General features: G+C 75.4%; 18 protein-coding genes. 11 read left to right on the plus strand and 7 right to left on the minus strand.

What is annotated here, in order from left to right; translation table 11 throughout:
• Window positions 1-158: 158 nt before the first annotated feature.
• Window positions 159-1,049, minus strand: a complete 891-nt coding sequence (locus tag D0Z06_RS21595; protein WP_117379608.1) for an alpha/beta fold hydrolase — start codon at window positions 1,047-1,049, stop codon at window positions 159-161.
• A gap of 198 nt (window positions 1,050-1,247) precedes the next feature.
• On the opposite strand from D0Z06_RS21595, the gene uvrC reads away from it, so the two are divergent.
• The 10 genes from uvrC (at window position 1,248) to D0Z06_RS21645 (ending at window position 12,233) form a co-directional block, all read left to right on the plus strand.
• Window positions 1,248-3,263: an excinuclease ABC subunit UvrC gene (gene uvrC, locus D0Z06_RS21600; protein ID WP_117379609.1), complete on the plus strand. Its 2,016-nt coding sequence runs from the start codon at window positions 1,248-1,250 to the stop codon at window positions 3,261-3,263.
• Window positions 3,260-4,243 carry an RNase adapter RapZ gene (gene rapZ / locus D0Z06_RS21605; protein ID WP_117379610.1) on the plus strand — a complete coding sequence of 328 codons (984 nt, stop codon included), beginning with the start codon at window positions 3,260-3,262 and terminating at the stop codon, window positions 4,241-4,243. Before uvrC ends, rapZ begins: the two co-directional genes overlap by 4 nt.
• Window positions 4,243-5,295, plus strand: a complete 1,053-nt coding sequence (locus tag D0Z06_RS21610; protein ID WP_117379611.1) for a gluconeogenesis factor YvcK family protein — start codon at window positions 4,243-4,245, stop codon at window positions 5,293-5,295. Before rapZ ends, D0Z06_RS21610 begins: the two co-directional genes overlap by 1 nt.
• Window positions 5,286-6,266, plus strand: coding sequence for a DNA-binding protein WhiA (gene whiA, locus D0Z06_RS21615; RefSeq protein ID WP_117379612.1), 981 nt, complete (start codon window positions 5,286-5,288; stop codon window positions 6,264-6,266). Before D0Z06_RS21610 ends, whiA begins: the two co-directional genes overlap by 10 nt.
• Window positions 6,267-6,542: 276 nt before the next feature.
• Window positions 6,543-7,547: a type I glyceraldehyde-3-phosphate dehydrogenase gene (gap, locus tag D0Z06_RS21620; RefSeq protein ID WP_117379613.1), complete on the plus strand. Its 1,005-nt coding sequence runs from the start codon at window positions 6,543-6,545 to the stop codon at window positions 7,545-7,547.
• A 5-nt stretch (window positions 7,548-7,552) separates the two neighbouring features.
• The gene (locus tag D0Z06_RS21625) at window positions 7,553-8,758 is read left to right on the plus strand and encodes a phosphoglycerate kinase (RefSeq protein WP_117379614.1); all 1,206 of its coding nucleotides are present in this window, start codon (window positions 7,553-7,555) and stop codon (window positions 8,756-8,758) included.
• Window positions 8,758-9,594: a triose-phosphate isomerase gene (gene tpiA, locus D0Z06_RS21630; RefSeq protein WP_117379615.1), complete on the plus strand. Its 837-nt coding sequence runs from the start codon at window positions 8,758-8,760 to the stop codon at window positions 9,592-9,594. The genes D0Z06_RS21625 and tpiA overlap by 1 nt, the downstream gene beginning before the upstream one ends.
• 30 nt (window positions 9,595-9,624) lie before the next feature.
• Window positions 9,625-11,403, plus strand: coding sequence for an ABC transporter substrate-binding protein (locus D0Z06_RS21635; protein ID WP_117379616.1), 1,779 nt, complete (start codon window positions 9,625-9,627; stop codon window positions 11,401-11,403).
• Window positions 11,404-11,501: 98 nt separating this feature from the next.
• Window positions 11,502-11,735 carry a preprotein translocase subunit SecG gene (gene secG, locus D0Z06_RS21640; protein WP_117379617.1) on the plus strand — a complete coding sequence of 78 codons (234 nt, stop codon included), beginning with the start codon at window positions 11,502-11,504 and terminating at the stop codon, window positions 11,733-11,735.
• 156 nt (window positions 11,736-11,891) lie between these two features.
• The gene (locus D0Z06_RS21645) at window positions 11,892-12,233 is read left to right on the plus strand and encodes an RNA polymerase-binding protein RbpA (protein ID WP_117379618.1); all 342 of its coding nucleotides are present in this window, start codon (window positions 11,892-11,894) and stop codon (window positions 12,231-12,233) included.
• A gap of 65 nt (window positions 12,234-12,298) precedes the next feature.
• Here D0Z06_RS21645 and pgl read toward each other — a convergent pair whose 3' ends face one another.
• From pgl to tkt, 6 genes are all read right to left on the minus strand, one after another.
• Window positions 12,299-13,087, minus strand: a complete 789-nt coding sequence (gene pgl / locus D0Z06_RS21650; RefSeq protein ID WP_117379619.1) for a 6-phosphogluconolactonase — start codon at window positions 13,085-13,087, stop codon at window positions 12,299-12,301.
• Window positions 13,084-14,220, minus strand: coding sequence for a glucose-6-phosphate dehydrogenase assembly protein OpcA (locus D0Z06_RS21655; protein WP_117379620.1), 1,137 nt, complete (start codon window positions 14,218-14,220; stop codon window positions 13,084-13,086). Before D0Z06_RS21655 ends, pgl begins: the two co-directional genes overlap by 4 nt.
• Before the next feature lie 52 nt (window positions 14,221-14,272).
• The gene (zwf, locus tag D0Z06_RS21660; RefSeq protein ID WP_117379621.1) at window positions 14,273-15,790 is read right to left on the minus strand and encodes a glucose-6-phosphate dehydrogenase; all 1,518 of its coding nucleotides are present in this window, start codon (window positions 15,788-15,790) and stop codon (window positions 14,273-14,275) included.
• A gap of 136 nt (window positions 15,791-15,926) precedes the next feature.
• A complete protein-coding gene (locus D0Z06_RS21665; RefSeq protein WP_117379622.1) occupies window positions 15,927-17,525 on the minus strand; it encodes a glucose-6-phosphate isomerase in 1,599 nt (532 codons plus the stop codon).
• 76 nt (window positions 17,526-17,601) lie between these two features.
• Window positions 17,602-18,702 carry a transaldolase gene (gene tal / locus D0Z06_RS21670; protein WP_117379623.1) on the minus strand — a complete coding sequence of 367 codons (1,101 nt, stop codon included), beginning with the start codon at window positions 18,700-18,702 and terminating at the stop codon, window positions 17,602-17,604.
• 87 nt (window positions 18,703-18,789) lie between these two features.
• The gene (gene tkt / locus D0Z06_RS21675) at window positions 18,790-21,003 is read right to left on the minus strand and encodes a transketolase (RefSeq protein WP_117379624.1); all 2,214 of its coding nucleotides are present in this window, start codon (window positions 21,001-21,003) and stop codon (window positions 18,790-18,792) included.
• A 329-nt stretch (window positions 21,004-21,332) separates the two neighbouring features.
• Here tkt and D0Z06_RS21680 point away from each other — a divergent pair, with 329 nt between their 5' ends.
• Window positions 21,333-22,247 (plus strand): heme o synthase, encoded by a 915-nt coding sequence (locus tag D0Z06_RS21680; RefSeq protein ID WP_117379625.1) that lies wholly within the window; start codon window positions 21,333-21,335, stop codon window positions 22,245-22,247.
• The last annotated feature ends 97 nt before the right edge of the window (window positions 22,248-22,344 follow it).

The following is a 22,344-nucleotide window of genomic DNA, read 5'->3' on the forward strand; positions in this document are numbered from 1 at the left end:
CTACCACCGCCGCCGGCGGCAACGCCGCCTGGGCCGGCTCACCCCGGTCGAATACGAGACACTCACCCACGCCGCAGCAGCGGCCTAACCCCTACCGAAGAGAGTCAACCGGACTGGGGGCAGTCCCGCTCGGCTGATGTGCAGGGCTCGGCTGAGGGTCAGGCCCGGCCCACCGACTCCGGCGGGCGGTCCGGGGAGGGGCGCTCCTCGTCGGGAGCCGTGCGCGGCGCCGGCGAGGCCCCCCGCCCCGCCTCGACCTGCTGCCAGAACTCGTCCACCCGCGCGTTCCAGCGGTCGGGCACCTCCTGGAAGGGCTGGTGCGCCTCGGTCGCCCAGACCTCGAACCGCGCCCCGGGGACGGCCGCCGCGACGGCCCGGCCGAGCTCGGTCCCGGCGGCCGCGTCGACGCCACCCGCCAGGACCAGCGTCGGCGCGGTGATCCGCGTCGGGCGGCCGGCGTCGTCGTCCTCGATGAACGCGTCGAGGTAGTGCTGCAGGTCCTCGGGCGCCTGCTTGTGCGGGAAGGCCAGCACCTCGTCGACGAAGGCGGCGACCGTGCCGTCGGCGTGCGCCCGCTGGGTGTAGATGTCGAGGAAGAAGTACTCGAGGAACGCCCGCTCGTCGGGTGCGGCGGCGGCGAGCCACCGGGCGAAGCGCAGCCACGTCCGGAAGTAGACGTCGGGCACGGGCCAGGTGCTCTGCAGCACCAGGCTGCGGACCAGGTCGGGACGACGGACCGCCAGCTCCTGGGCCACGATGCTGCCGCCGGAGAAGCCGGCCACGTGGGCCGACCGGATGCCCAGGGCGTCGAGCACGGCCGCGGCGTCGTCGGCGAGGACCGCGACGGTCACCGGACCGCCGGGCATCGCCGTCCGGCCGGCCCCGCGGGTGTCGAACGCGGTCAGCCGGTACCGGTCGGCCAGCCCGTCGAGCTGGAACTGCCAGGACTCCACGGTGTCCCCGGCGCCGCCGATCAGCAGCACGTCGGGGCCCGCGCCGACCTGCTCGGTCCAGACCTCCAGCGCCGCTGCACGGACGTGCTGCCCCATGGCCGGCCCTCCCTCGAGCCCCCGTGCGGCACCAGGCTCGACCGGCCGTCCGGGCGGTGTCAACGACCCCGGCCGCGGCCCCGGCGCACGGCCGTCCCCGCCCGCCCGGCGGCCGGCGCGCCTCCCCGGGAGCCACTCGTGCCACACCGGGCCCCGGGGCCCGGCGGAGCGTCGTCCCCCCGACCTATCTTGGACCGCATGCCCGACCCGTCCACCTACCGCCCGGCGGTCGGCAGCATCCCCGAGAGCCCGGGCGTCTACCGGTTCCGCGACCCGCACGGCCGGGTCATCTACGTCGGCAAGGCCAAGAGCCTGCGCCAGCGGCTCAACAGCTACTTCGCCGACGTCGCCGGCCTGCACCCGCGCACCCGGCAGATGGTGACGACGGCCGCCGGCGTCGAGTGGACCGTCGTGGGCACCGAGGTCGAGGCCCTCCAGCTCGAGTACAACTGGATCAAGGAGTACGACCCGCGGTTCAACGTCCGCTATCGCGACGACAAGAGCTACCCGTCGCTGGCCGTGACGCTGAACGAGGAGTACCCGCGACTGCAGGTCATGCGCGGCCCGAAGAAGAAGGGGGTCCGCTACTTCGGCCCGTACGCGCACGCCTGGGCCATCCGCGAGACCCTCGACACCCTCACCCGCGTGTTCCCGGCCCGCACCTGCTCGGCCGGCGTCTTCAAGCGCGCAGGGCAGATCGGCCGCCCGTGCCTGCTCGGCTACATCGGCAAGTGCGCCGCGCCCTGCGTCGGCCGGGTCTCCGCCGAGGAGCACCGGGAGATCGTCGAGGGCTTCGTGGACTTCATGGCCGGCCGCACCGACCAGATGGTCCGCCGCCTCGAGCGCGAGATGGCCGAGGCCGCCGAGGCGATGGAGTACGAGAAGGCCGCCCGGTTGCGCGACGACCTCGGCGCCCTCAGGCGGGCGCTGGAGAAGCAGGCCGTCGTCCTCGGTGACGGCACCGACGCCGACGTCGTCGCCTTCGCGCAGGACGAGCTCGAGGCCTCGGTGCAGGTCTTCCACGTCCGCGGCGGGCGGGTCCGCGGCCAGCGGGGCTGGATCGTCGACAAGGTCGAGGAGGTCACCACCGGCGAGCTGGTCGAGCAGTTCCTGCTGCAGGTCTACGGCGGGGTCGACGAGGCGACCGGCGTCGGGGAGGCGGGGGAGGCGGTGCCCAGGGAGGTGCTCGTCCCGGAGCTGCCCGACGACGCCGACGTCTACGAGGAGCTGCTCACCGAGCTGCGCGGCTCCCGGGTGTCGCTGCGGGTGCCCCAGCGGGGCGACAAGCGGGCCCTGCTGGAGACGGTGGAACGCAACGCGACGGAGGCCTTCGCCCGGCACCGGGTCAAGCGGGCCAGCGACCTGACCGCCCGGTCCCTCGCTCTGCAGGAGCTCCAGAAGGCGCTGGAGCTGCCCGACGCCCCGCTGCGCATCGAGTGCATCGACATCAGCCACGTCCAGGGGACCAACGTGGTGGCCAGCATGGTGGTCTTCGAGGACGGCCTGGCCAAGAAGTCCGACTACCGCCGCTTCAGCGTCACGAACGGAACCGACGACACCGCCGCGATGGCCGAGGTGGTCCGGCGGCGCTTCGCGCGCCACCTCAAGGAGGAGGCCGACCGGGTCAGCGAGCAGAGCGTGGCGGCCGAGGAGGGCCGGCCGCGGCGGTTCGCCTACCCGCCCAACCTGCTGGTGGTGGACGGCGGGGCCCCGCAGGTCGCCGCGGCCGCCCGCTCGCTCGACGAGCTGGGCGTCGTCGACGTCGCCGTCTGCGGCCTGGCCAAGCGCATGGAGGAGGTCTGGCTGCCCAACGAGAGCGACCCGGTGATCCTGCCGCGCACCTCCGAGGCGCTGTACCTGCTGCAGCGGGTCCGGGACGAGGCCCACCGGTTCGCGATCACCTACCACCGGCAGAAGCGGTCCACGACCATGCTGGTCTCGCTGTTGGACGACGTCCCCGGGCTCGGGGAGACGCGGCGGAAGGCGCTGATGAAGGAGTTCGGGTCCCTGAAGCGGCTGCGGGCCGCCACGATCGAGGAGTTGATGACCGTGCCGGGCATCGGCCGGCGGACCGCCGAGGCGGTCCGGGTGGCGGTCGCCGAGCCGGTCGCCGAGCCGACCGCCACGCCGGAGGGCGGCGCACCGGCGGAGGACGACGCGACGGAGGGTGCCGCACGGCGCGATGCCGCGGGCGCCGGGCTGGTGGCCTCGTGACGGACCGGCCGGACGCGGTGGTGGCCGACGGCAGCGGGCCGCACCTGGCGACCCCGCCGGGCGCGCCGGGGCACCCGCAGACCGACGTCCCGCCGGCCGCGGACCCGTCGTCCACCGAGACCCAGCCGCTGGACGTCGTCGTCGTCACCGGGCTCTCCGGCGCCGGCAAGAACAGCGCCGGGCGGGTCCTGGAGGACCTCGGCTGGTTCGTCGTCGACAACCTGCCGCCGGCGCTGCTCATGCCGATGGTCCACCTCGGTGCCCGCGGCGACCTGCGCCGGTTCGCCGCGGTCGTCGACGCCCGCAGCCGAGCCTTCTCCAGCGACCTGCAGGAGGCGATCAGGGTGCTGTCCGACGCCGGTCACCGGCCCCGGGTGGTGTACGTGCACGCCCGGGACGAGGTGCTCGTCCGGCGCTACGAGTCGGTCCGCCGGGAGCACCCGCTGCAGGGGGACGGCCGGCTGATCGACGGCATCGCGGCCGAGCGCGAGCTGCTCACCGGGATCGCGGGCGAGGCCGACCTGTGGGTGGACACCAGCGACCTCAACGTGCACCAGCTGCGGGCCACCCTGGAGAACGCCTTCGCCCGCGGGGGAGAGGCGCCACCGCTGACCGCCACCGTGCTCAGCTTCGGCTTCAAGTACGGGCTACCGCTGGACGCCGACCTGGTGGTCGACGCGCGGTTCCTGCCCAACCCGCACTGGCTGCCGGAGCTGCGGCCGCACACCGGGCAGGACCCCGACGTCCGCGACTACGTGCTCGGGCAGGAGGACGCCGGTCCCTTCCTCGACCGCTACACCGACGTGCTGCGCCTGCTCATCCCCGGCTACCGCCGCGAGGGCAAGCGCTACATCACGCTGGCGGTGGGGTGCACCGGCGGCAAGCACCGCAGCGTGGCGATCGCCGAGGAGTTCGCCCGCCGGCTGTCCGCCGACGGGACGGCGACCACCGTGCAGCACCGCGACCTGGGCCGCGAGTAGTGGCGCCCCCGACCGCCCCGGCGACCGCACCGCGGGTCGTCGCCTTGGGGGGCGGCCACGGCCTGGCCGCCTCGCTGGCCGCCTGGCGGCGGATCACCCCCCACCTGACCGCCGTGGTCACCGTGGCCGACGACGGCGGCTCCTCCGGCCGGATCCGCCGGGAGATGCCGGTGCTGCCCCCCGGCGACCTCCGGATGGCCCTGGCCGCGCTGGCCGGTGAGGGCGACGCCACGCGGGAGATGACCCGGCTGCTGCAGCACCGCTTCGGCGGCAGCGGCGTGCTGGCCGGGCACCCGGTCGGCAACCTGGTGCTCACCGGGCTGACCGAGATGCACGGCGGGGACACCGTCCGCGCCCTCGACGACCTGTGCCGGCTGCTCGGCGCCTGCGGGCGGGTGCTGCCGATGGCCGACGTCCCGCTCGACCTGGTCGCCACCGTGGAGAGCCTCGACCCCGACGACCCCGCCCGGGTGCGCACCATCCGGGGCCAGGTGGCGATCGCCACCACGCCCGGGCACGTCCGCGACATCCTCGTCGCCCCGGCCGACCCGCCGGTCAACGCGGCGGTCATCGAGGCCATCCACGCGGCGGACGTCGTCTGCCTGGGGCCCGGGTCCTGGTACACCTCCGTGCTGCCCCACCTGCTCGTCCCGCGGCTGCGGGCCGCGCTGGCCGCCACCCGGGCCCGGGTGGTCGTCGTGCTCAACCTCGAGGCGCAGCCCGGGGAGACGGACGGGTTCGGCCCGGAGGAGCACCTCGCGGTGCTGACCGCCCACTTGGACGGTGTGGCGTTGCACACCGTAATCGCGGATGCGGAGTCGGTTGTTGACCACTGTGGTCTCCTAACTGCTGTGCGCGGGTGCGGCGCGGAGCTGGTCCTGGCTCCGGTGGCCGAACCCGGCGGCGCACCCAGGCATGACCCGGTCCGTCTCGCCGAGGCGTTCGAGCAGGCCGTGGGGGCGGGCCGGGGCACGGACGTGGACGGCCGGGTACCGGAGCGCGCGGCACCGGGCCGGTACGAGGGGGAGAGGGGACGCCGGACATGGCGATGACCGCGATGGTCAAGGACGAGCTCTCGCGGGTCGAGTGCACCAAGACGTCCGAACGCAAGGCCGAGGTGACCGCGCTGCTGCGCTTCAGCGGCGGGCTGCACATCGTCGGTGGCCGGGTGGTCATCGAGGCCGAGCTGGACACCGGGTCGGTGGCCCGCAGGCTGCGCCGCGACATCAGCGAGGTCTACGGCTACACCAGCGGCGTGAGCGTGCTCGCCGGCGGCAACATCCGCCGCGGGGTGCGCTACCTGGTGCGCATCGCCAAGCACGGCGAGGGGCTGGCCCGCCAGACCGGCCTGGTCGACCAGCGGGGGCGGCCGGTCCGCGGTCTGCCGCCGGCCGTCGTCTCCGGCAGCCTCAACGACGCCGAGGCGGCCTGGCGCGGCGCCTTCCTCGCCCACGGCTCGCTGACCGAGCCGGGCCGGTCCTCCTCGCTGGAGGTGACCTGCCCGGGCCCGGAGGCGGCCATGGCGCTGGTCGGCGCGGCCCGCCGGCTGGGCATCGCGGCCAAGGCGCGCGAGGTCCGCGGTGCCGACCGGGTCGTCGTCCGGGACGGCGACGCGATCAGCGCCCTGCTGACCCGGATGGGCGCCCACGACGCCGTCCTCGCCTGGGAGGAACGGCGGATGCGCCGCGAGGTCCGGGCCACGGCCAACCGGCTGGCCAACTTCGACGACGCCAACCTGCGCCGCTCCGCACGCGCCGCGGTCGCCGCCAGCGCGCGGGTGGAGCGGGCGCTGGAGATCCTCGCCGACGACGCCCCCGAGCACCTGCTGGTCGCCGGCCGGCTCCGGCTCGAGCACGGCCAGGCGTCGCTGGAGGAGCTGGGCCAGCGGGCCGACCCGCCCATGACCAAGGACGCCGTCGCCGGCCGGATCCGCCGCCTGCTGGCGATGGCCGACAAGCGGGCGAAGGACCTGGGGATCCCGGACACCGAGTCCGTCGTCACCGAGGACATGCTGGCCCAGTAGGAGGACCCCTCCTCGGGGTCGCCTACGGGCACCTGCTGCGCTGCTGGGCCGCGGCGGCCGGGCCGTTCCGCCGGCAGGCGGGGTCGACGTCACCCCCGGTTTCGTCGCGCTCACCGGTCTGGTCGGCTGCGGTGCCCGGCGGGTGACCCCCGCTGGCGCGGGCTCCACGCCCGGCCGGGGCCGGCCTCCGCGGGGACCGATAGGGTCGTCGTGGAGCGGGTCCGCGCGCCCGTGCGGGCTCCGACTGACCGCGTCGACCGACAGTGGAGGTCTGCAGTGACCGTACGGGTGGGCATCAACGGCTTCGGCCGGATCGGCCGCAACTTCTACCGGGCCGCCGTCGCCAGCGGCAAGGACGTCGAGATCGTGGCGGTGAACGACCTCACCAGCCCCGAGACCCTCGCGCACCTGCTCAAGTACGACAGCGTCCTCGGGGTGCTGGCGGAGGACGTCAAGGCCACCCCCGAGGGGATCGACGTCGGCGGGAACACCGTCAAGGTGCTCTCCGAGCGCGACCCCGCCGCGCTCCCCTGGGGTGACCTCGGCGTGGACGTCGTCGTCGAGTCGACCGGCTTCTTCACCAAGGCCGACGACGCCCGCAAGCACGTCGACAAGGGCGGGGCCACGAAGGTCATCATCTCGGCGCCGGCCACCGGTGACGACCTGACCATCGTCATGGGCGTCAACCACGACCGGTACGACGGCTCGCAGACGATCATCAGCAACGCGTCCTGCACCACCAACTGCCTGGCGCCGCTGGCCAAGGTCCTCCACGACGCGTTCGGCATCGAGCGCGGGCTGATGACCACGATCCACGCCTACACCGCCGACCAGAACCTGCAGGACGGGCCGCACAAGGACCTCCGCCGGGCCCGTGCCGCCGCGCTCAACATGGTGCCGACGTCGACTGGTGCGGCCAAGGCCATCGGCCTGGTCCTGCCCGAGCTGCAGGGCAAGCTGGACGGGTACGCCGTCCGCGTCCCGGTGCCCACCGGCTCGGCCACCGACCTGACGGTGCAGCTCAGCCGCGAGGCCTCGGCCGAGGACATCGACGCCGCCTACCGCGAGGCCGCGGCCGGGCCGCTGGCCGGGTTCCTGCGCTACACCGACGCGCCGATCGTCTCCTCCGACATCGTCACCGACCCGGCGTCCTGCATCTACGACGCCAAGCTGACCAAGGTCTTCGGCCCGATGGTCAAGGTGCTCGGCTGGTACGACAACGAGTGGGGCTACTCCAACCGGCTGGTCGACTCCGTCGAGCTCGTCGGCCGCTCGCTGTAGCCCCGATGCGCTCCCTCGACGACCTGCTCGCCGAGGGGGTCGCGGGCCGGCGCGTGCTGGTGCGCTCCGACCTCAACGTCCCCCTCGACACGACCACCCGGGCGATCACCGACGACGGCCGCATCCGGGCCAGCCTGCCCACCCTGCAGGCGCTCCGGGACGCCGGTGCGCGAGTGCTCGTCACCTCCCACCTGGGCCGCCCCCAGGGCGCCCCGGACCCGCAGTACTCGCTGGCCCCGGTCGCCGCGCGGCTCGGTGAGCTGCTGGGCACGCCGGTGCCGCTGGCCGGCGACGTCGCCGGCGACGACGCCCGCGCCCGGGTCGAGGCCCTCGGCGACGGGGACGTGCTGCTGCTGGAGAACGTCCGCTTCGAGGCGGGCGAGACCAGCAAGGACGACGCCGAGCGGGGTGCCCTGGCCGACCGGCTCGCCACCCTGGCCGACGCCTACGTCGACGACGCGTTCGGCGCGGTGCACCGCAGGCACGCCTCCGTCCACGACGTGGCGCTGCGGCTCCCGCACGTCGCGGGCCGGCTGGTCGCCCGGGAGCTGGAGGTGCTCGGCAGGCTCACCACCGACCCGGAGCGGCCCTACGTCGTCGTCCTGGGCGGCTCGAAGGTCAGCGACAAGCTCGCCGTCATCGAGGCGCTGCTGCCGAAGGTGGACCGGCTGCTGGTCGGCGGCGGGATGTGCTTCACCTTCCTGAGGGCGCAGGGGCACGGCGTCGGCGGCTCGCTGCTCGAGGAGGACCAGGTCGAGACCTGCCGGCGGCTGCTGGCCGAGGCGGGCGACCGCATCGTGCTGCCGCTCGACGTGGTCTGCGCCGCCGACCTCGGCGCGGACGTCCAGACCACCGTGGTCCCGGTCGACGCCATCCCCGACGACCTCAAGGGCCTCGACGTCGGGCCGCGCACGGTCGAGGCCTTCGGCCGGGAGCTCGGCGGTGCCCGCACCGTGTTCTGGAACGGGCCCATGGGCGTGTTCGAGCTCGCCCCCTTCCAGGCCGGCACCCGCGGGGTGGCCGAGGCCGTCGCGGCCGTCGACGGGCTGTCCGTCGTCGGCGGCGGGGACTCCGCGGCCGCCGTCCGCCAGCTCGGGCTCGACGAGGCGTCCTACGGGCACATCAGCACCGGCGGCGGCGCGTCGCTGGAGTACCTCGAGGGCCGGGAGCTGCCCGGTCTCGCGGTCCTCGCCGACCGGGGGGAGGGGTGATGGCCCGCACCCCGGCCCCGCGCCAGGGGCGCCGTCCGCTGATCGCCGGCAACTGGAAGATGAACCTCACGCACCTCGAGGCCATCGGCCTGGTGCAGAAGCTCGTGTTCTCCCTCAAGGAGCGGGAGCTGGCCGCGGCCGAGGTCGTCGTCCTGCCGCCGTTCACCGCGCTGCGCAGCGTGCAGACGCTGGTCACCGGCGACAAGCTCGACGTCGGGTACGGGGCGCAGGACCTCTCGGTGCACGACTCCGGGGCCTACACCGGCGAGGTGAGCGGGGCGATGCTGGCCGCGCTGGCCTGCCGGTACGTGGTGGTCGGCCACTCCGAGCGGCGGGCGCTGCACGGCGAGGACGACGCCGTGGTCGCGGCCAAGGTGCGCACGGCCCTCGCCCACGGGCTGGTCCCCGTCCTGTGCGTGGGCGAGGGGCTCGACGTCCGGCGGGCCGGGCAGCAGGTGCCGCACTGCACCGCCCAGCTCGACGCGGCGCTCGAGGGCCTGTCGGCGGCGCAGCTGACCGGGATCGGCGCGGGCGGCGACCCGGCCGGGGGGGCCCTCGTCGTCGCCTACGAGCCGGTCTGGGCGATCGGGACGGGGGAGGTGGCCACCCCCGAGGACGCTCAGGAGGTGTGCGCTGCCCTGCGGTCACGGCTCGCCGAGCGTTTCGGCCCGGAGACGGCCTCGACGGTCCGTATCCTCTACGGCGGGTCGGTGAAGGCCGCGAACACGGCCGGGATCCTGGCCGGGCCGGACGTCGACGGAGCGCTCGTCGGCGGGGCCAGCCTGGACGCCGACGAGTTCACGCAGATCTGTCGGACAGCGGCCGACGGCAGCTGACCGCCGCCGCCGGCAGGCGGGGAGCGGTGGGTGGACAGCACGAGCACGGGCCCGCGGGGCCGGCGACCGGCCGGCGCCCGCGGGCTGCTGGCCGCGGTCGCCGCCGTCCTGCTGCTCCTCGCCACCGGCTGCGGCGCGGGCGGGGACGACCCGGGCGGCGTGCCCGTGCAGGGCGGTGGCCCCGACGCGGGCCTGACCGGGGTCCGCGCCCCGTCCGACACCACCGGCGGCACGCTGCGCGTGGTCACCGGCGAGGTCGACAGCCTGGACCCGCAGCGCTCCTACCTGCCCGGCGTGTGGAACCTGATGCGCCTCTACGTGCGCACCCTGGTCACCTACTCCACGGAGCCGGGCGACACCGACGAGCTGGTGCCGGACCTCGCCACCGACCTGGGCACCTCGCCGGACGGCGGGCGGACGTGGACCTTCACCCTCCGCGAGGGCACCCGTTTCGAGAACGGCCGGCCGATCACGTCCCGCGACGTCAAGTACGGCATCGAGCGCTCCTTCGCCTCCGACGTCGTCGTCGGCGGGCCGACGCACGTCGTCCAGCTGCTCGACGACCCCGCCAACCCCTACCCCGGTCCGTACCAGGACGAGGCCCCCGACCGGCTCGGGCTGGCCGCCATCGCCACGCCGGACGACCGCACCGTCGTCTTCACGCTGCGGGTGGCCGACCCCGACTTCCCGCACGTGCTCGCGCTGCCCTCCAGCAGCCCGGTGCCGGTGGAGGCCGACACGGCCGGCGAGTACTCCGGCGACCCCGTCTCCTCGGGGCCCTACGCGCTGAGCAGCCGGGACGACGTCACCGGGATCGTCCTCGATCGCAACCCCGAGTGGGACCCGACCACCGACGACGTGCGCACCGCGCTGCCCGACCGCGTGCTGGTCCGCACCGGGTTGTCCGGCGTCGAGCGCGACCAGGCGCTGCTGGCCGGGTCGGCCGACGTCGACATCTCGGGCACCGGGGTGCAGTCGCCCACCACGGCCCGCATCGAGGGCGGGACCGACGCGGAGGTCCCGCTGGCCGACCGGGTCGACGAGGTGACCAGCGGCGTCGTGCGGCTGCTGGCGCTGCCCACCAACGTCGCGCCGATGCACGAGCCGGCCTGCCGCGCCGCCGTCGCCCTCGCCGTGGACCGCCGGGCCGTCCAGGAGGTCCTGGGCGGGGCCGGGGACGTCGCGCGCACCTCGCAGCTCTGGCCGCGGACCGTCGACGGGCGGCCGGAGGACGCCGACCCGGGCCCGGACCCGGCGGCCGCCCGCGAGCAGCTGGCCGCCTGCGGGCTGCCGGACGGCTTCACCACGGTGCTCGCCGTCCCCGACGCGGCCACCAGCGTCGAAGCCGCCGAGGAGATCGCCGCGCAGCTGGCCGAGGTCGGCATCGTGGTGGAGGTGCGCCCGCTGGCGGCCCCGGGCTTCTACGCCACCGACGTCGGCAACCCCGACAACGTGGTGGCCAACGGCTTCGGCATGGTGCTGGCCACGTGGACCGCGGACGTGCCGACGCCGGGGTCCTTCCTCGTCCCCCTCGTCGACGGCCGCGAGGTGCGCGCAGTCGGGAACACGAACTTCGCGCGGCTGACCGCCCCGGACCTCGACGCGCTGGTGGACGCCGCCCGGGCCACGTCCGACCCGCAGGCCGCGGTCGCGGCCTGGCGGGACGTCGCCGCCGCCGCCCAGGCCACCGGGGCCTACGTGCCGCTGGTGGAGAACCGGGTGCAGCTGCTGGCCGGCCAGCGGCTGCGCAACGGCGTGGTGATGACGCCGTACACGGGTCACGACCTCGCCACCGCCGGCGTCCGCTGACGGCCCCGGGGGCACCGCAGCGAGCGAGGCGCGGGGGCGACCGAGGCGCGTCGGCGGACCGTCGCCGTCCGCGGCCGGGCCTCGGTTACCCTCGGGTCATGGTCGAGCTGGTCCTCAACGTGCTGCTGGTGCTCACCAGCGTGCTCCTCGTGGTGCTCATCCTGCTGCACCGCGGCAAGGGCGGGGGCCTGTCCTCGATGTTCGGCGGCGCGGTCTCCTCGTCGCTGGCCGGCTCCTCCGTCGTCGAGAAGAACCTCAACCGGCTCACCGTCTTCACCGCGCTGGTCTGGGCGGTCTGCGTCGTCGGCCTCGGGATCCTGCTCAAGATCTGAGCGGCCCCGCTCCCGTCCCGCCGGTGGCCCGCGGGCGGCGCCGGGGACGTCACCGGCCGGGACGCGCGAATTCGTGATCGGGATCCGCCGGTCCAGGCCCTAGACTGCCCCAGCGGCCGGTCGACGCCGCACACCGCTGGAACTCAGGGGGCCTTCGTGGCAGGTGGCAACGCGATCCGGGGGACACGAGTCGGCGCCGGGCCGATGGGCGAGGCCGAGCGCGGTGAGACGGCGCCGCGCCGCCGTGTGGTGTTCTGGTGCTCGCACGGGCACGAGACGCACGTGGCGTTCGCGTCCGACGCCGAGGTGCCCGAGCTGTGGGACTGCCCCCGCTGCGGGCTCCCGGCCGGGCAGGACCACGCGGCTCCGCCGCCGGCGCCCCGCACGGAGCCGTACAAGACGCACCTGGCCTACGTGCGCGAGCGGCGCAGCGACGCCGACGGTGACGCCCTGCTCGAGGAGGCCCTGACCAAGCTGCGCGCCCGCCGCGGCGCCTGAGGGCGGGCGGCCCCCCGGCGACCCGGGCACCACCGGGGCGCCGGGGGCCGCCCGCGCCGTGGCGGTCACCCGCCGGGGGGCAGTTCGCCGGCCGCGGCGGTGTCGAGCAACCAGCGGGTCGCCCGGCGGCCGTGCACGCCGGCGGCGGGCAGCTCCCGCGCGGGGGCGCCGTCCCGGAGGGCCCGCGCCACGGCCGGCGCCTTGCCCTCCCCGGACACCAGCAACCACACCTCCTCGGCGGCGTTGATCGCGCCGAAGCCGAGGCTGACCCGCGTCGGGGGCGGCTTCGGGCAGTCGCGCACCGCCACCACGGGCCGCTCGTCGGAGACCGCGGGGGAGTCCGGGAAGATCGAGGCCACGTGCCCCTCGGGCCCCATGCCGAGCAGCAGGAGGTCCAGGCGCGGCAGCGCGGCACCCTCCGGCGCGGCCGCGGCGAGCTGGTCGGCGTACCAGGCGGCCGCGTCCTCGGGACCGGCGAAGCCGGCGTCGGAGGGCGGCATCGCGTGCACCCGCTCGGCCGGCACGCCCACCCGGTCGAGGAGGGCGCGGCGGGCCCCGAGCTCGTTGCGCTCGGCGTCGTCCGCCGGGACGAACCGCTCGTCGCCCCACCAGACGTCGACCGCCGTCCAGTCCACCCGCTCGCGGGCCGGCTCGGCGGCGAGCTCGGCGACCCGCTCGAGGACCGCGGTGCCGATGCCGCCGCCGGTCAGCACGACCGACGCCGTCCCGTGCACGGCCTGCGCGGCGGCCAGCCGGGCGACCAGCGCCGCGGCGGCGGCCCGGGCCAGCCGGTCGGCGTCGGGCTCGACGACGACGTCGGGCACCGGGGGGCCGCCCTCGCGGGGCGGCGTCACCGGGCGACCTCCTGCGCGTCCTCCTGCGCGTCCTCCTGCGCGCCCCCCTGGGCGTCGTGCTCCCCGGCCTCGACGACCTCGTCGGCGCCCTCCGAGTCCTCCGGCACGGTCGGCGCCGCCTCCGCCCCGCCGGGCTCGGCGGCCTCCGCCGGGTCGAACCAGACGTGCGAGCGGACGGGGGAGCGGTCGATCAGCCCGGTCACGCCGGTGGCGCCCTCCAGGGCCTCGGCGAACGGCTCGTCGGGGTCCAGCCGGCGCAGCTCCTCGCCGATCAGGTCGCCGAGCTGGCGGTCGGGCAGCGCCACCGTCGCCTCCGGCCGGTAGGGCTGGGTGATCACCGCGCCGCCGCGGCGGTCGGCGGTCACCCGCACCTCCTCCTCCTGGTCGAGCCGCAGCAGGACGGCGGAGACGCCGCTGGGCCCCGGCCGCCGCTCACCCTCGACCACCTCGACCGGGCACTCGCACCGGGCAGAGAGCCACCCGGCCAGCAGCCGGGCGGTGGCGTGCCGGGGGTCGCCCTCGACGACGCCGCCCTGCACCTGCACCGGGTCGCCCCGGCGGCCGGACACCGAGTCCACGGTCGAGGTGAGCGTGGCCCGCCAGGGGGTGCTGCGCGTCCAGGCGAGGTCGGTGTCCCCGGGCGCGTAGTCGGTGGCCCGGGTGCGCAGCGCGGCGACGGGGTCCCCGGCGAGGGAGCTGTCGGTGATCCGACGGTCGGCGATGACGGCGAGCGCGTCGGTGGCCAGCCGCTGGGGCGGGTCGGCGTGCCACCAGGTCACCACGGGCGCGTCCGCGGCCAGCAGCGGCAGGACGACCGACTCCGCGTGCAGCCCCAGGCGGCCGTACATGCGCATGACCACCGCCTCGCCGGGGCCCAGCCGGCCGCCGATGAGGACCTCGGCGTCCAGCCGCGGGGCGGGCGCCTCGATCTGCCGGCGCACCACGATGAGCAGCCGGCACGGGTGCTGCTCGGCGGCCGCGGTGGCGGCCTCCTCGGCCTCGGCCACCCGGCCCTCGTCGGCCACCACCACGAGGGTGAGCGCGACGCCGGAGAGCACGGCGCCGCCGGTGCGCCGCTGCGCGGCCAGTTCCTTGACCACCGCGGAGCCGGTGGTGTCCCACAGGGTCGTCATCGGGTCTCCTCCGGGTCGGGCGGGCAGGTGGGGCGGGGCGCCGGCGCGGGGGTCACGGGCGGCGCCACCGGCGGCCCTCGGCGGCGAGCATGTCGTCCGCCGCCCGGGGACCCCACTCGCCGGCCCGGTAGGGGTGCGGCGTGGTGCCGGCCCAGAACTCCTCGAGCGGGTCGATGACCGCCCAGGACGCCTCCACCTCGGCGTTGCGCGGGAACAGCGTGGCGTCGCCCAGCAGGACGTCGAGCAGCAGCCGCTCGTAGGCCTCGGGACTGGTCTCGGTGAACTGCTCGCCGTACAGGAAGTCCATGGACACGTCGCGGACCTCCATGACGCTGCCAGGAACCTTCGACCCGAACTTGAGGGTGACCCCCTCGTCGGGCTGCACCCGGACGACGAGCTGGTTGTTGCCCAGCTCCTGGGTGTCGGTGTCGGCGAAGGGCAGGTGCGGGGCCCGCTTGAACATCAGCGCGATCTCGGTGACCCGGCGGGGCAGCCGCTTGCCGGTCCGCAGGTAGAACGGCACCCCGGCCCACCGCCGGGTCTCCACGCCCAGCCGGACGGCGGCGAAGGTCTCGGTCGTGGAGTCCGCCGCGACCCCCTCCTCCTGGCGGTAGCCCCGGGCCCGCTGCCCGGCCAGCCAGCCCTGCTCGTACTGGCCGCGGACGGCGAAGGTGCGCAGGTCGTCGGGGATGGACACCGCGCGCAGCACCTTGAGCTTCTCGGTGCGGATCTCCTCGGCGGAGAACTCGACCGGCTCCTCCATCGCGGTCAGGGCCAGCAGCTGCAGCAGGTGGTTCTGCAGCACGTCGCGGGCCGCGCCGGTCTCCTCGTAGAACCCCGCCCGCCCGCCGATGCCGACGTCCTCGGCCATCGTGATCTGCACCGAGTCGACGTGGTGGCCGTTCCAGACCGGCTCGAACAGCGTGTTCGCGAACCGCAGCGCCATCAGGTTCTGGACGGTCTCCTTGCCCAGGTAGTGGTCGATGCGGAACACGTCCTCGGCGGTGAACACCGAGTCGACCAGCGCGTTGAGCTCCCGGCTGGAGGCCAGGTCGGTGCCGAAGGGCTTCTCGACGACCACCCGACGCCAGCGACCGGGGGTGGACTCGGCCATCCCGGTGCGCTGCATCTGCTTGAGCACGACGGGGAACATCGCCGGCGGGATGGACAGGTAGAACGCCGCGTTGCCGCCGATGCCGTGGGACCCCTCCAGCTCCCCGAGGGTGTCGGCCAGGTGGTCGAAGGCGTTGTCGTCGTCGAACGACCCCTGGACGAACCGGACGCTGCCGGCCAGCCGCTCCCACACCTCCTCGCGCCAGGGGGTGCGCGCGGCCTTCCGCGCGGCGTCGCGGGCCAGCTCGGCGAAGTCGGTGTCCCCCCAGTCGCGGCGGGCCAGGCCGAGCAGGGCGAAGTTGGTGGGCAGCAGACCGCGGTTGGCGAGGTCGTACACCGCCGGCAGCAGCTTCTTCCGGGCGAGGTCGCCGGTGATGCCGAAGACGACCAGGGCGCAGGGCTCGGGCACCCGCGGCAGCCGCCGGTCCCGCGGGTCCCGCAGCGGGTTGGGGATCATCGTCCGTCCTCGTGGTCGGGGGTGGGCGGTCGGGCGGTGCGGCGGTGGACCGCACGACCGGGGAACTCCTGGTCGCAGTGTCGTCCTTCCGGGCCCGTGGGGCGACGGCACGCACCGGCCGGGGCAGGAGCAGGGGTCAGCAGACGGCCTCCAGCACCTGGGCGACGCCGGCGCTGCGGTCGGTGAGGTGCAGCCGCAGCACCGGGCGGCCGCGGTCGGCCAGAGCCCGGCGGTCGCCGGCCGCCTGGGCGGCCTGCAGGTCGCCCAGCGACCAGGGCCGGTCCGGGACGGGGAGGTCCTCGCCCACCACACCGGTCACCTGCAGGAAGGTGCCCAGCGGCGGGCCGCCCTTCTGGTACTGGCCGGTGCAGTGCAGGTAGCGCGGACCCCAGCCGAAGGTGACCGCGCGGTCGGTCCGGGCGGCGAACGCCGACCGCAGCTGCGCGGCGGCGGTGTCCCGGTCCCGGTCGAGGTACGCGGCGACGGCGAGGTACCCGCGCTCCGGGACGGCGGCCAGCAGGGCGTCCAGGGCCAGGGAGAGCCCGTCGTGCTGGCTGAGGTCGACCTGGTCGAGCAGCCCCCCGGTGGCCCACAGCTGCACCGCGCCGATCGTGGCCAGCGGGGGGTCGTCCGGCAGCCCCTCGTCGAGCACGCGGCGGGCGTTGCGCACCGGCTCGGCGGTGTCCGGGTCGTCGAACGGGTCGACCTCGAGCAGCCGGGCCGCCACGGCGGTGGCGTACTCCCAGCCCAGGAACTGCGCCCCCAGGGGCCCGGCCACGCCCAGGGACGGGCCCGGGCCGGCGGGCGCGCCGCCGACGACGGCCAGGGCCGCGTCGGGGCCGGCCGCGCCCGGGGCCACCGCCGACTCGAGGACCACGGGCAGCAGCCCGCGCCCCTCCTTGCCGGTGGACTGGGCCAGCAGGTGCTCCACCCAGCAGGCCAGACCCCCGGCGGGGCCGCCCTCGACGGCGCCGTCCACGAGCGCGAGCTTGTCCCGCCCGGCGAGGAACGCGGCACCGAGGACGGCGCCGAGCTCCAGGGCCGGGTTGTCCGGGGCGGCCAGCCGGCCGCCGAGCTCCGCCGCCTCGTCGAGCAGCCCGCCCACGTCGACCCCGGCCAGCCCCGCGGGGACCAGCCCGGACGCCGAGAGGGCGCTCCACCGGCCGCCGATGCGCGGATCGGCGGGGAACAGCGCCCGCGCGGCCAGCTCCTCGGCGGCCTCGGCCAGCGGCGACCCCGGCGCGGTCACCACGACGAAGCGGCCGCCGATGTCCCGCTCCGGCACCCCCGCCGCGCGGAAGGAGGCGACGAACACCCGGTGCAGGGTGTCGGTCTCCAGGGTGTCCCCGGAGCGGGAGCCCACCACCACGACGGTGCGCTCGAGGTCGGCCAGGGCGAGGGCCACCTGACCCGGATCGGTGGTGTCGACGACGGTCAGCGGCACCCCCGCCGTGCGGCAGATCGCCTCGGCCGGCAGCGCGGAGCCGCCGGTCCCGCACAGCACCACCCGGTCGAGCCCCTCGGCCCGCAGCTCGTCGCGCAGGGCGGCGATCCGGCCGACGAGGTCCCGGCTGCGCTCGGGCAGGGCCAGCCAGCCCAGATCCCCGGCGCCCGCCCCCGACCCGAAGAGGGTCGGGTCGCCCCCGGCCAGCCGGGCCGCGACGTCGTCCCGGGCCAGGGTGTCCCGGACGGCGGGCGGGACCTCGAGGCCGGAGCACGAGACCGTCAGCGTCACCGCCGCCTCCCGGGGACCTCCCAGCCGGCGAGGGACCGGGGACCGGGCCGGCCGGCGCCGCGCCCGGCCCCCCGGGTCACGCCTTGTCCTCCAGCTCGCTGCGCACCGACCCGGTCAGCTCGTCCCACGAGTCGGCGAACTTCTGCACGCCCTCGTCCTCCAGGACGCGGAAGACGTCGTCGAGGTCGACCCCCGCGTCGGCGATGGCACGCATCGTGGCCGCCGCGTCCTCGTAGGTCTTCTGCACCGGGGTCCCCGGGCTGCCGTGGTCGGCGTAGGCCATGAGGGTCTTCTCCGGCATGGTGTTGACCGTGCCGGGCGCGATCAGCTCGCTGATGTACATCGTGTCGCTGTACTCGGGGTTCTTCACGCCCGTGGAGGCCCACAGCGGCCGCTGCGGGCGGGCGCCCCGCGCCTCGAGGGCCTTCCAGCGGTCGGAGGAGAAGACCTCCTCGTAGGCCTGGTAGGCCAGCTGGGCGTTGGCCAGCGCGGCCCGCCCCGTGAGGGAGGCGTCGGCGCCGGCCTTCTCCAGCCGCTTGTCGATCTCGCTGTCCACGCGGGAGACGAAGAAGGACGCCACCGAGGCGATGCCGTCGAGGGAGCCGCCGTCGGCCACCCGCTGCTCCAGCCCGGAGAGGTAGGCGTCCATGACCGCCCGGTACCGCTCGAGGCTGAAGATGAGGGTGACGTTGACGCTGATGCCCCGCGCGATGGAGGTGGTGATCGCCGGCAGGCCGGCCTCCGTCGCGGGGATCTTGATGTACAGGTTGGGCCGGTCGACCAGCCACCACAGGTGGGCGGCCTCCGCGGCGGTGGCGTCGGTGTCGTGCGCCAGGCCCGGCGCGACCTCCAGGGAGACCCGGCCGTCACCGGGCTGCCGCTGGGCCACCGGGGCCAGCAGGTCGCAGGCGTCCCGGACGTCGCTGGCGGTGATCGTCCGCAGCGCCTCCGCCACGTCCACCTCCCGGACGGCCAGGGCGTGCAGCTGGTCGTCGTAGGAGTCCGACCCGCTGATCGCCGCGGCGAAGATGGTCGGGTTGGTGGTGACCCCGACGACGGAGTGCTCGTCGACCAGGGACTGCAGGTTGCCGCTGCGGATCCGGTCGCGGGACAGGTCGTCGAGCCAGACGGAGACGCCGGCCGTCGACAGCTCCGCGAGTTTCTCGTTCTGTGCCATGTCAGGTCCTCCTGGTGAGGTGCTGGAACGGCCACCCTCCAGGGTCCCGCGCCGAAGTTCGCGAGGCGTGGGGAGGAGGGTGGTCCTCTATCTGTCGCCGGTGGGGTGGGGCAGACCGCCGGTGGCCGCCACCGGGCCGGCCGGGACGGCGTCGCCGGACCTCGCGGCCTCGAGGCTCTCCCGGGCAGCGGTCACGACCGCCTCGTCGGTGAGACCGAACTCCTCGTAGAGCACGCTGTAGGCGGCGCTGGCCCCGTAGTGGGTGAGGCCGACGATCCGCCCGGCGTCGCCGACGAACTCCCGCCAGCCCATGGGCACGCCGGCCTCGACGCTCACGCGGGCGCGCACCGAGGGCGGCAGCACTGCGTCCTTGTAGGCCTGGTCCTGGTCGGCGAACCACTCGACGCAGGGCACCGACACCACCCGGGTGGGGATGCCGTCGGCCTCCAGCCGCTCGCGGGCGGCGACGGCGATCTGCACCTCCGAGCCGGTGCCGAGCAGGATGACCCGCGGCTCCCCGCCCGAGGCGTCGGCGAGGACGTAGGCGCCCCGCGCCACGCCCTCGGCCGGAGCCATCGCGCTGCGGTCGAACACCGGCAGGTTCTGCCGGGAGAGCAGCAGCCCGGCCGGGCGGTCGTTGTTCTGCAGGATGGTCCGCCAGGCGACGGCGACCTCGTTGGCGTCCGCCGGGCGGACGACGTCCAGGCCGGGGATGGCGCGGAGCGCGGCGAGGTGCTCGATCGGCTGGTGGGTCGGGCCGTCCTCGCCGAGACCGATCGAGTCGTGCGTCCACACGTAGGTGACCGGCAGCTGCATGAGCGCGGCCAACCGCACCGCCCCGCGCATGTAGTCGGAGAACGTGAGGAACGTGCCGCCGTAGACGCGGGTGCCGCCGTGCAGCGCGATCCCGTTCATGATCGCGCCCATGGCGTGCTCGCGGACGCCGAAGTGGAGGGTGCGGCCGTAGGGCCCGCCGGACCACATCTTGGTCTGCCGGTCGGCCGGCACGAACGACGGCTCACCCTCGACGGCGGTGTTGTTGCTCTCCGCGAGGTCCGCCGAGCCGCCCCACAGCTCCGGCAGCGCCGGGTACAGGGCGCCGAGCACCTTGCCGGAGGCCTTGCGGGTGGCCACCCCCTTCTCGTCGGCGTCGAACGTGGGCAGCGCGTCGGCGAAGCCCTCGGGCAGCCGCCGGTCCCGCATCCGGGCCAGCAGCGCGGCGCGCTCGGGCTGCGCCTGCTCCCACTCGTCGAACCGCTGCTGCCAGGCGGCGTGCTCCTCGCGGCCGCGGTCGACCACCGACCGCGCGTGGGCGAGCACCTCGTCGTCGACCTCGAAGGTCCGCTCGGGGTCGAAGCCGAGGACCTCCTTGGTGGCCCGGACCTCGTCGTCGCCCAGCGCGGACCCGTGCGCCGCGCCGGTGTTCTGCTTGTTGGGCGCGGGCCAGGCGATGATCGTCCGCAGCACGATGATCGACGGCCGCCCGGTCTCGGCCTTGGCCGCGGCGAAGGCGGCGTCGACGGCGGCGAGGTCCTCGCCGTCGTCCACGTGCTGCACGTGCCAGCCGTAGGCCTCGTAGCGCTTGCCGACGTCCTCGGTGAACGCGACGTTGGTGTCGTCCTCGATGGAGATCCGGTTGTCGTCGTAGACGAGCACCAGGTTGCCCAGCCGCTGGGTGCCGGCGAGCGAGGAGGCCTCGCCGCTGACGCCCTCCTCCATGTCGCCGTCGGAGGCGAAGCACCAGATGGTGTGGTCGAAGAGGCTCTCGCCCTCGGGGGCGTCCGGGTCGAGCAGCCCGCGCTCGCGGCGGGCGGCCATGGCCATGCCGACGGCGTTGCCCACGCCCTGGCCGAGGGGGCCGGTGGTGGTCTCCACGCCGGGGGTGTGGTTGACCTCGGGGTGACCGGGGGTCTTCGAGCCCCAGGTGCGCAGCGCCTGCAGGTCCTCCAGCTCCAGCCCGTAGCCGGAGAGGTACAGCTGCACGTACAGCGTCAGGCTCGAGTGCCCCATCGACAGCACGAAGCGGTCGCGGGCGACCCAGTTCGGGTCGCCGGGGTCGTGGCGCAGCCACTTGGAGAAGAGCAGGTAGGCGGTCGGCGCCATGCTCATCGCCGTCCCGGGGTGGCCGTTGCCCACCTTCTGCACGGCGTCCATGGCCAGGACGCGGGCGGTGTCGATCACCCGGCGGTCGAGCTCGCCGAAGCCCTCGGGGAGGGTCGGCCGGGGCTGCGCGGGGCCGCCGGTGGGGCTGTCGGTGGCGGCCTCGGCCGGGGCCTCGGACTCGGTGCTTCTCGTTGCCATCTGGCGCTAGCTCCCTCGGGTCGGCCGGTGCGGGACCACCCGGGGCCGGTGGAGCGGGCCCGCGGCCCCCGGGCGGGCGGCGGTGCGCGGGTTCCCGCGACCCGGGTGGGCCCGCGGGGCGCCCGGCGCACCGTCGCCGTCGACGTCGCCCCTACCCGCTGCACCCGCAGCACCAACGTGACGAGACCCTAGTCATCCCGGCCGTCCCCGGAGACGGCCCCGGGCTACAGTTGGCCCGTTCTCCTGTCCCCGTTCGGAAGGGACCCCGTGCTGTCCAGGTGCCCGGTGGTGCCCTGCCGCCCGTGCGTGCGCGGACGGGAGGGGGTGCGGTGACGGCGGTCTCCGAACGCCCGGTCGTCCCCGCCCGCCGCCTGCCCGCCGTGGTGGGCGCCTACGTCGCCCTGACCAAGCCCAAGCTCGTCGAGCTGCTGCTGGTGACGACGCTGCCGGCGATGATGATGGCGGCCGGCGGGTGGCCCTCCTGGCGGCTGGTGGGCGCCACGATGGTCGGCGGCATGTTCGCCGCGGGCGCGGCCAACGTCGTGAACTGCTGGTACGACCGGGACATCGACCGGTTGATGTCGCGCACGCGCAACCGACCCATCCCGTCCGGGGTGGTGTCCCCGCGGGCGGCCCTCGTCTTCGGCGGGGTCCTGGCCGCGCTGTCCCTGGCGATCCTGTGGTTCGAGACCACGCCGCTCGCCACGGCGCTGGCCGCGGTGGCGATCCTGGCCTACTCCGTCGTCTACACGATGGTGCTCAAGCGCCGGACCCGGCACAACACGGTCTTCGGGGCCTTCCCTGGGGCCGCCCCGGTGCTCATCGGCTGGGCGGCGGTCACCGGCTCGCTCGACTGGCCGGCGCTGGCCTTCTTCGCCGTCGTGTTCTGCTGGCAGATGCCGCACTTCTGGGCGCTGGCCAGCCGGTACCGCGAGGACTACGCCCGGGCCGGGGTTCCCATGCTGTCGGTCGTCGCCGGGCCGGCGAGCGTGGGGCGGCAGTCCGTCGTGTGGGCGTGGGCCACGCTGGGGGCGACCCTGCTCATGGGGTCGGTCACGCCCGTCCTGGGCTGGGCGTTCGCCATCGGTGGCGGGCTCCTCGGCGCCTGGTACGTCGCCGAGTCCCACCAGTGGCTCGGCCGCGTCCTGGCCGCGCTGCCGGACCGCCCGATGCGGCTGTTCTCGGTGTCGATCACCCACATGACGCTGCTGTCGATCGCCATCGCCGTCGACGTCCTGCTCTGAGGTCCTGAGCCCGGCCCCCGGCCCCCCCGGTGTCGGTCTGCGGCGCCTCGGCGGCGGTGAGACCGCCAGGTCGACACGCGGCGGCCTCCCGTGCCCA

The sequence above is a fragment of the Geodermatophilus marinus genome, from assembly GCF_003428645.1.
In the GTDB taxonomy this organism is placed as follows: domain Bacteria; phylum Actinomycetota; class Actinomycetes; order Mycobacteriales; family Geodermatophilaceae; genus Geodermatophilus.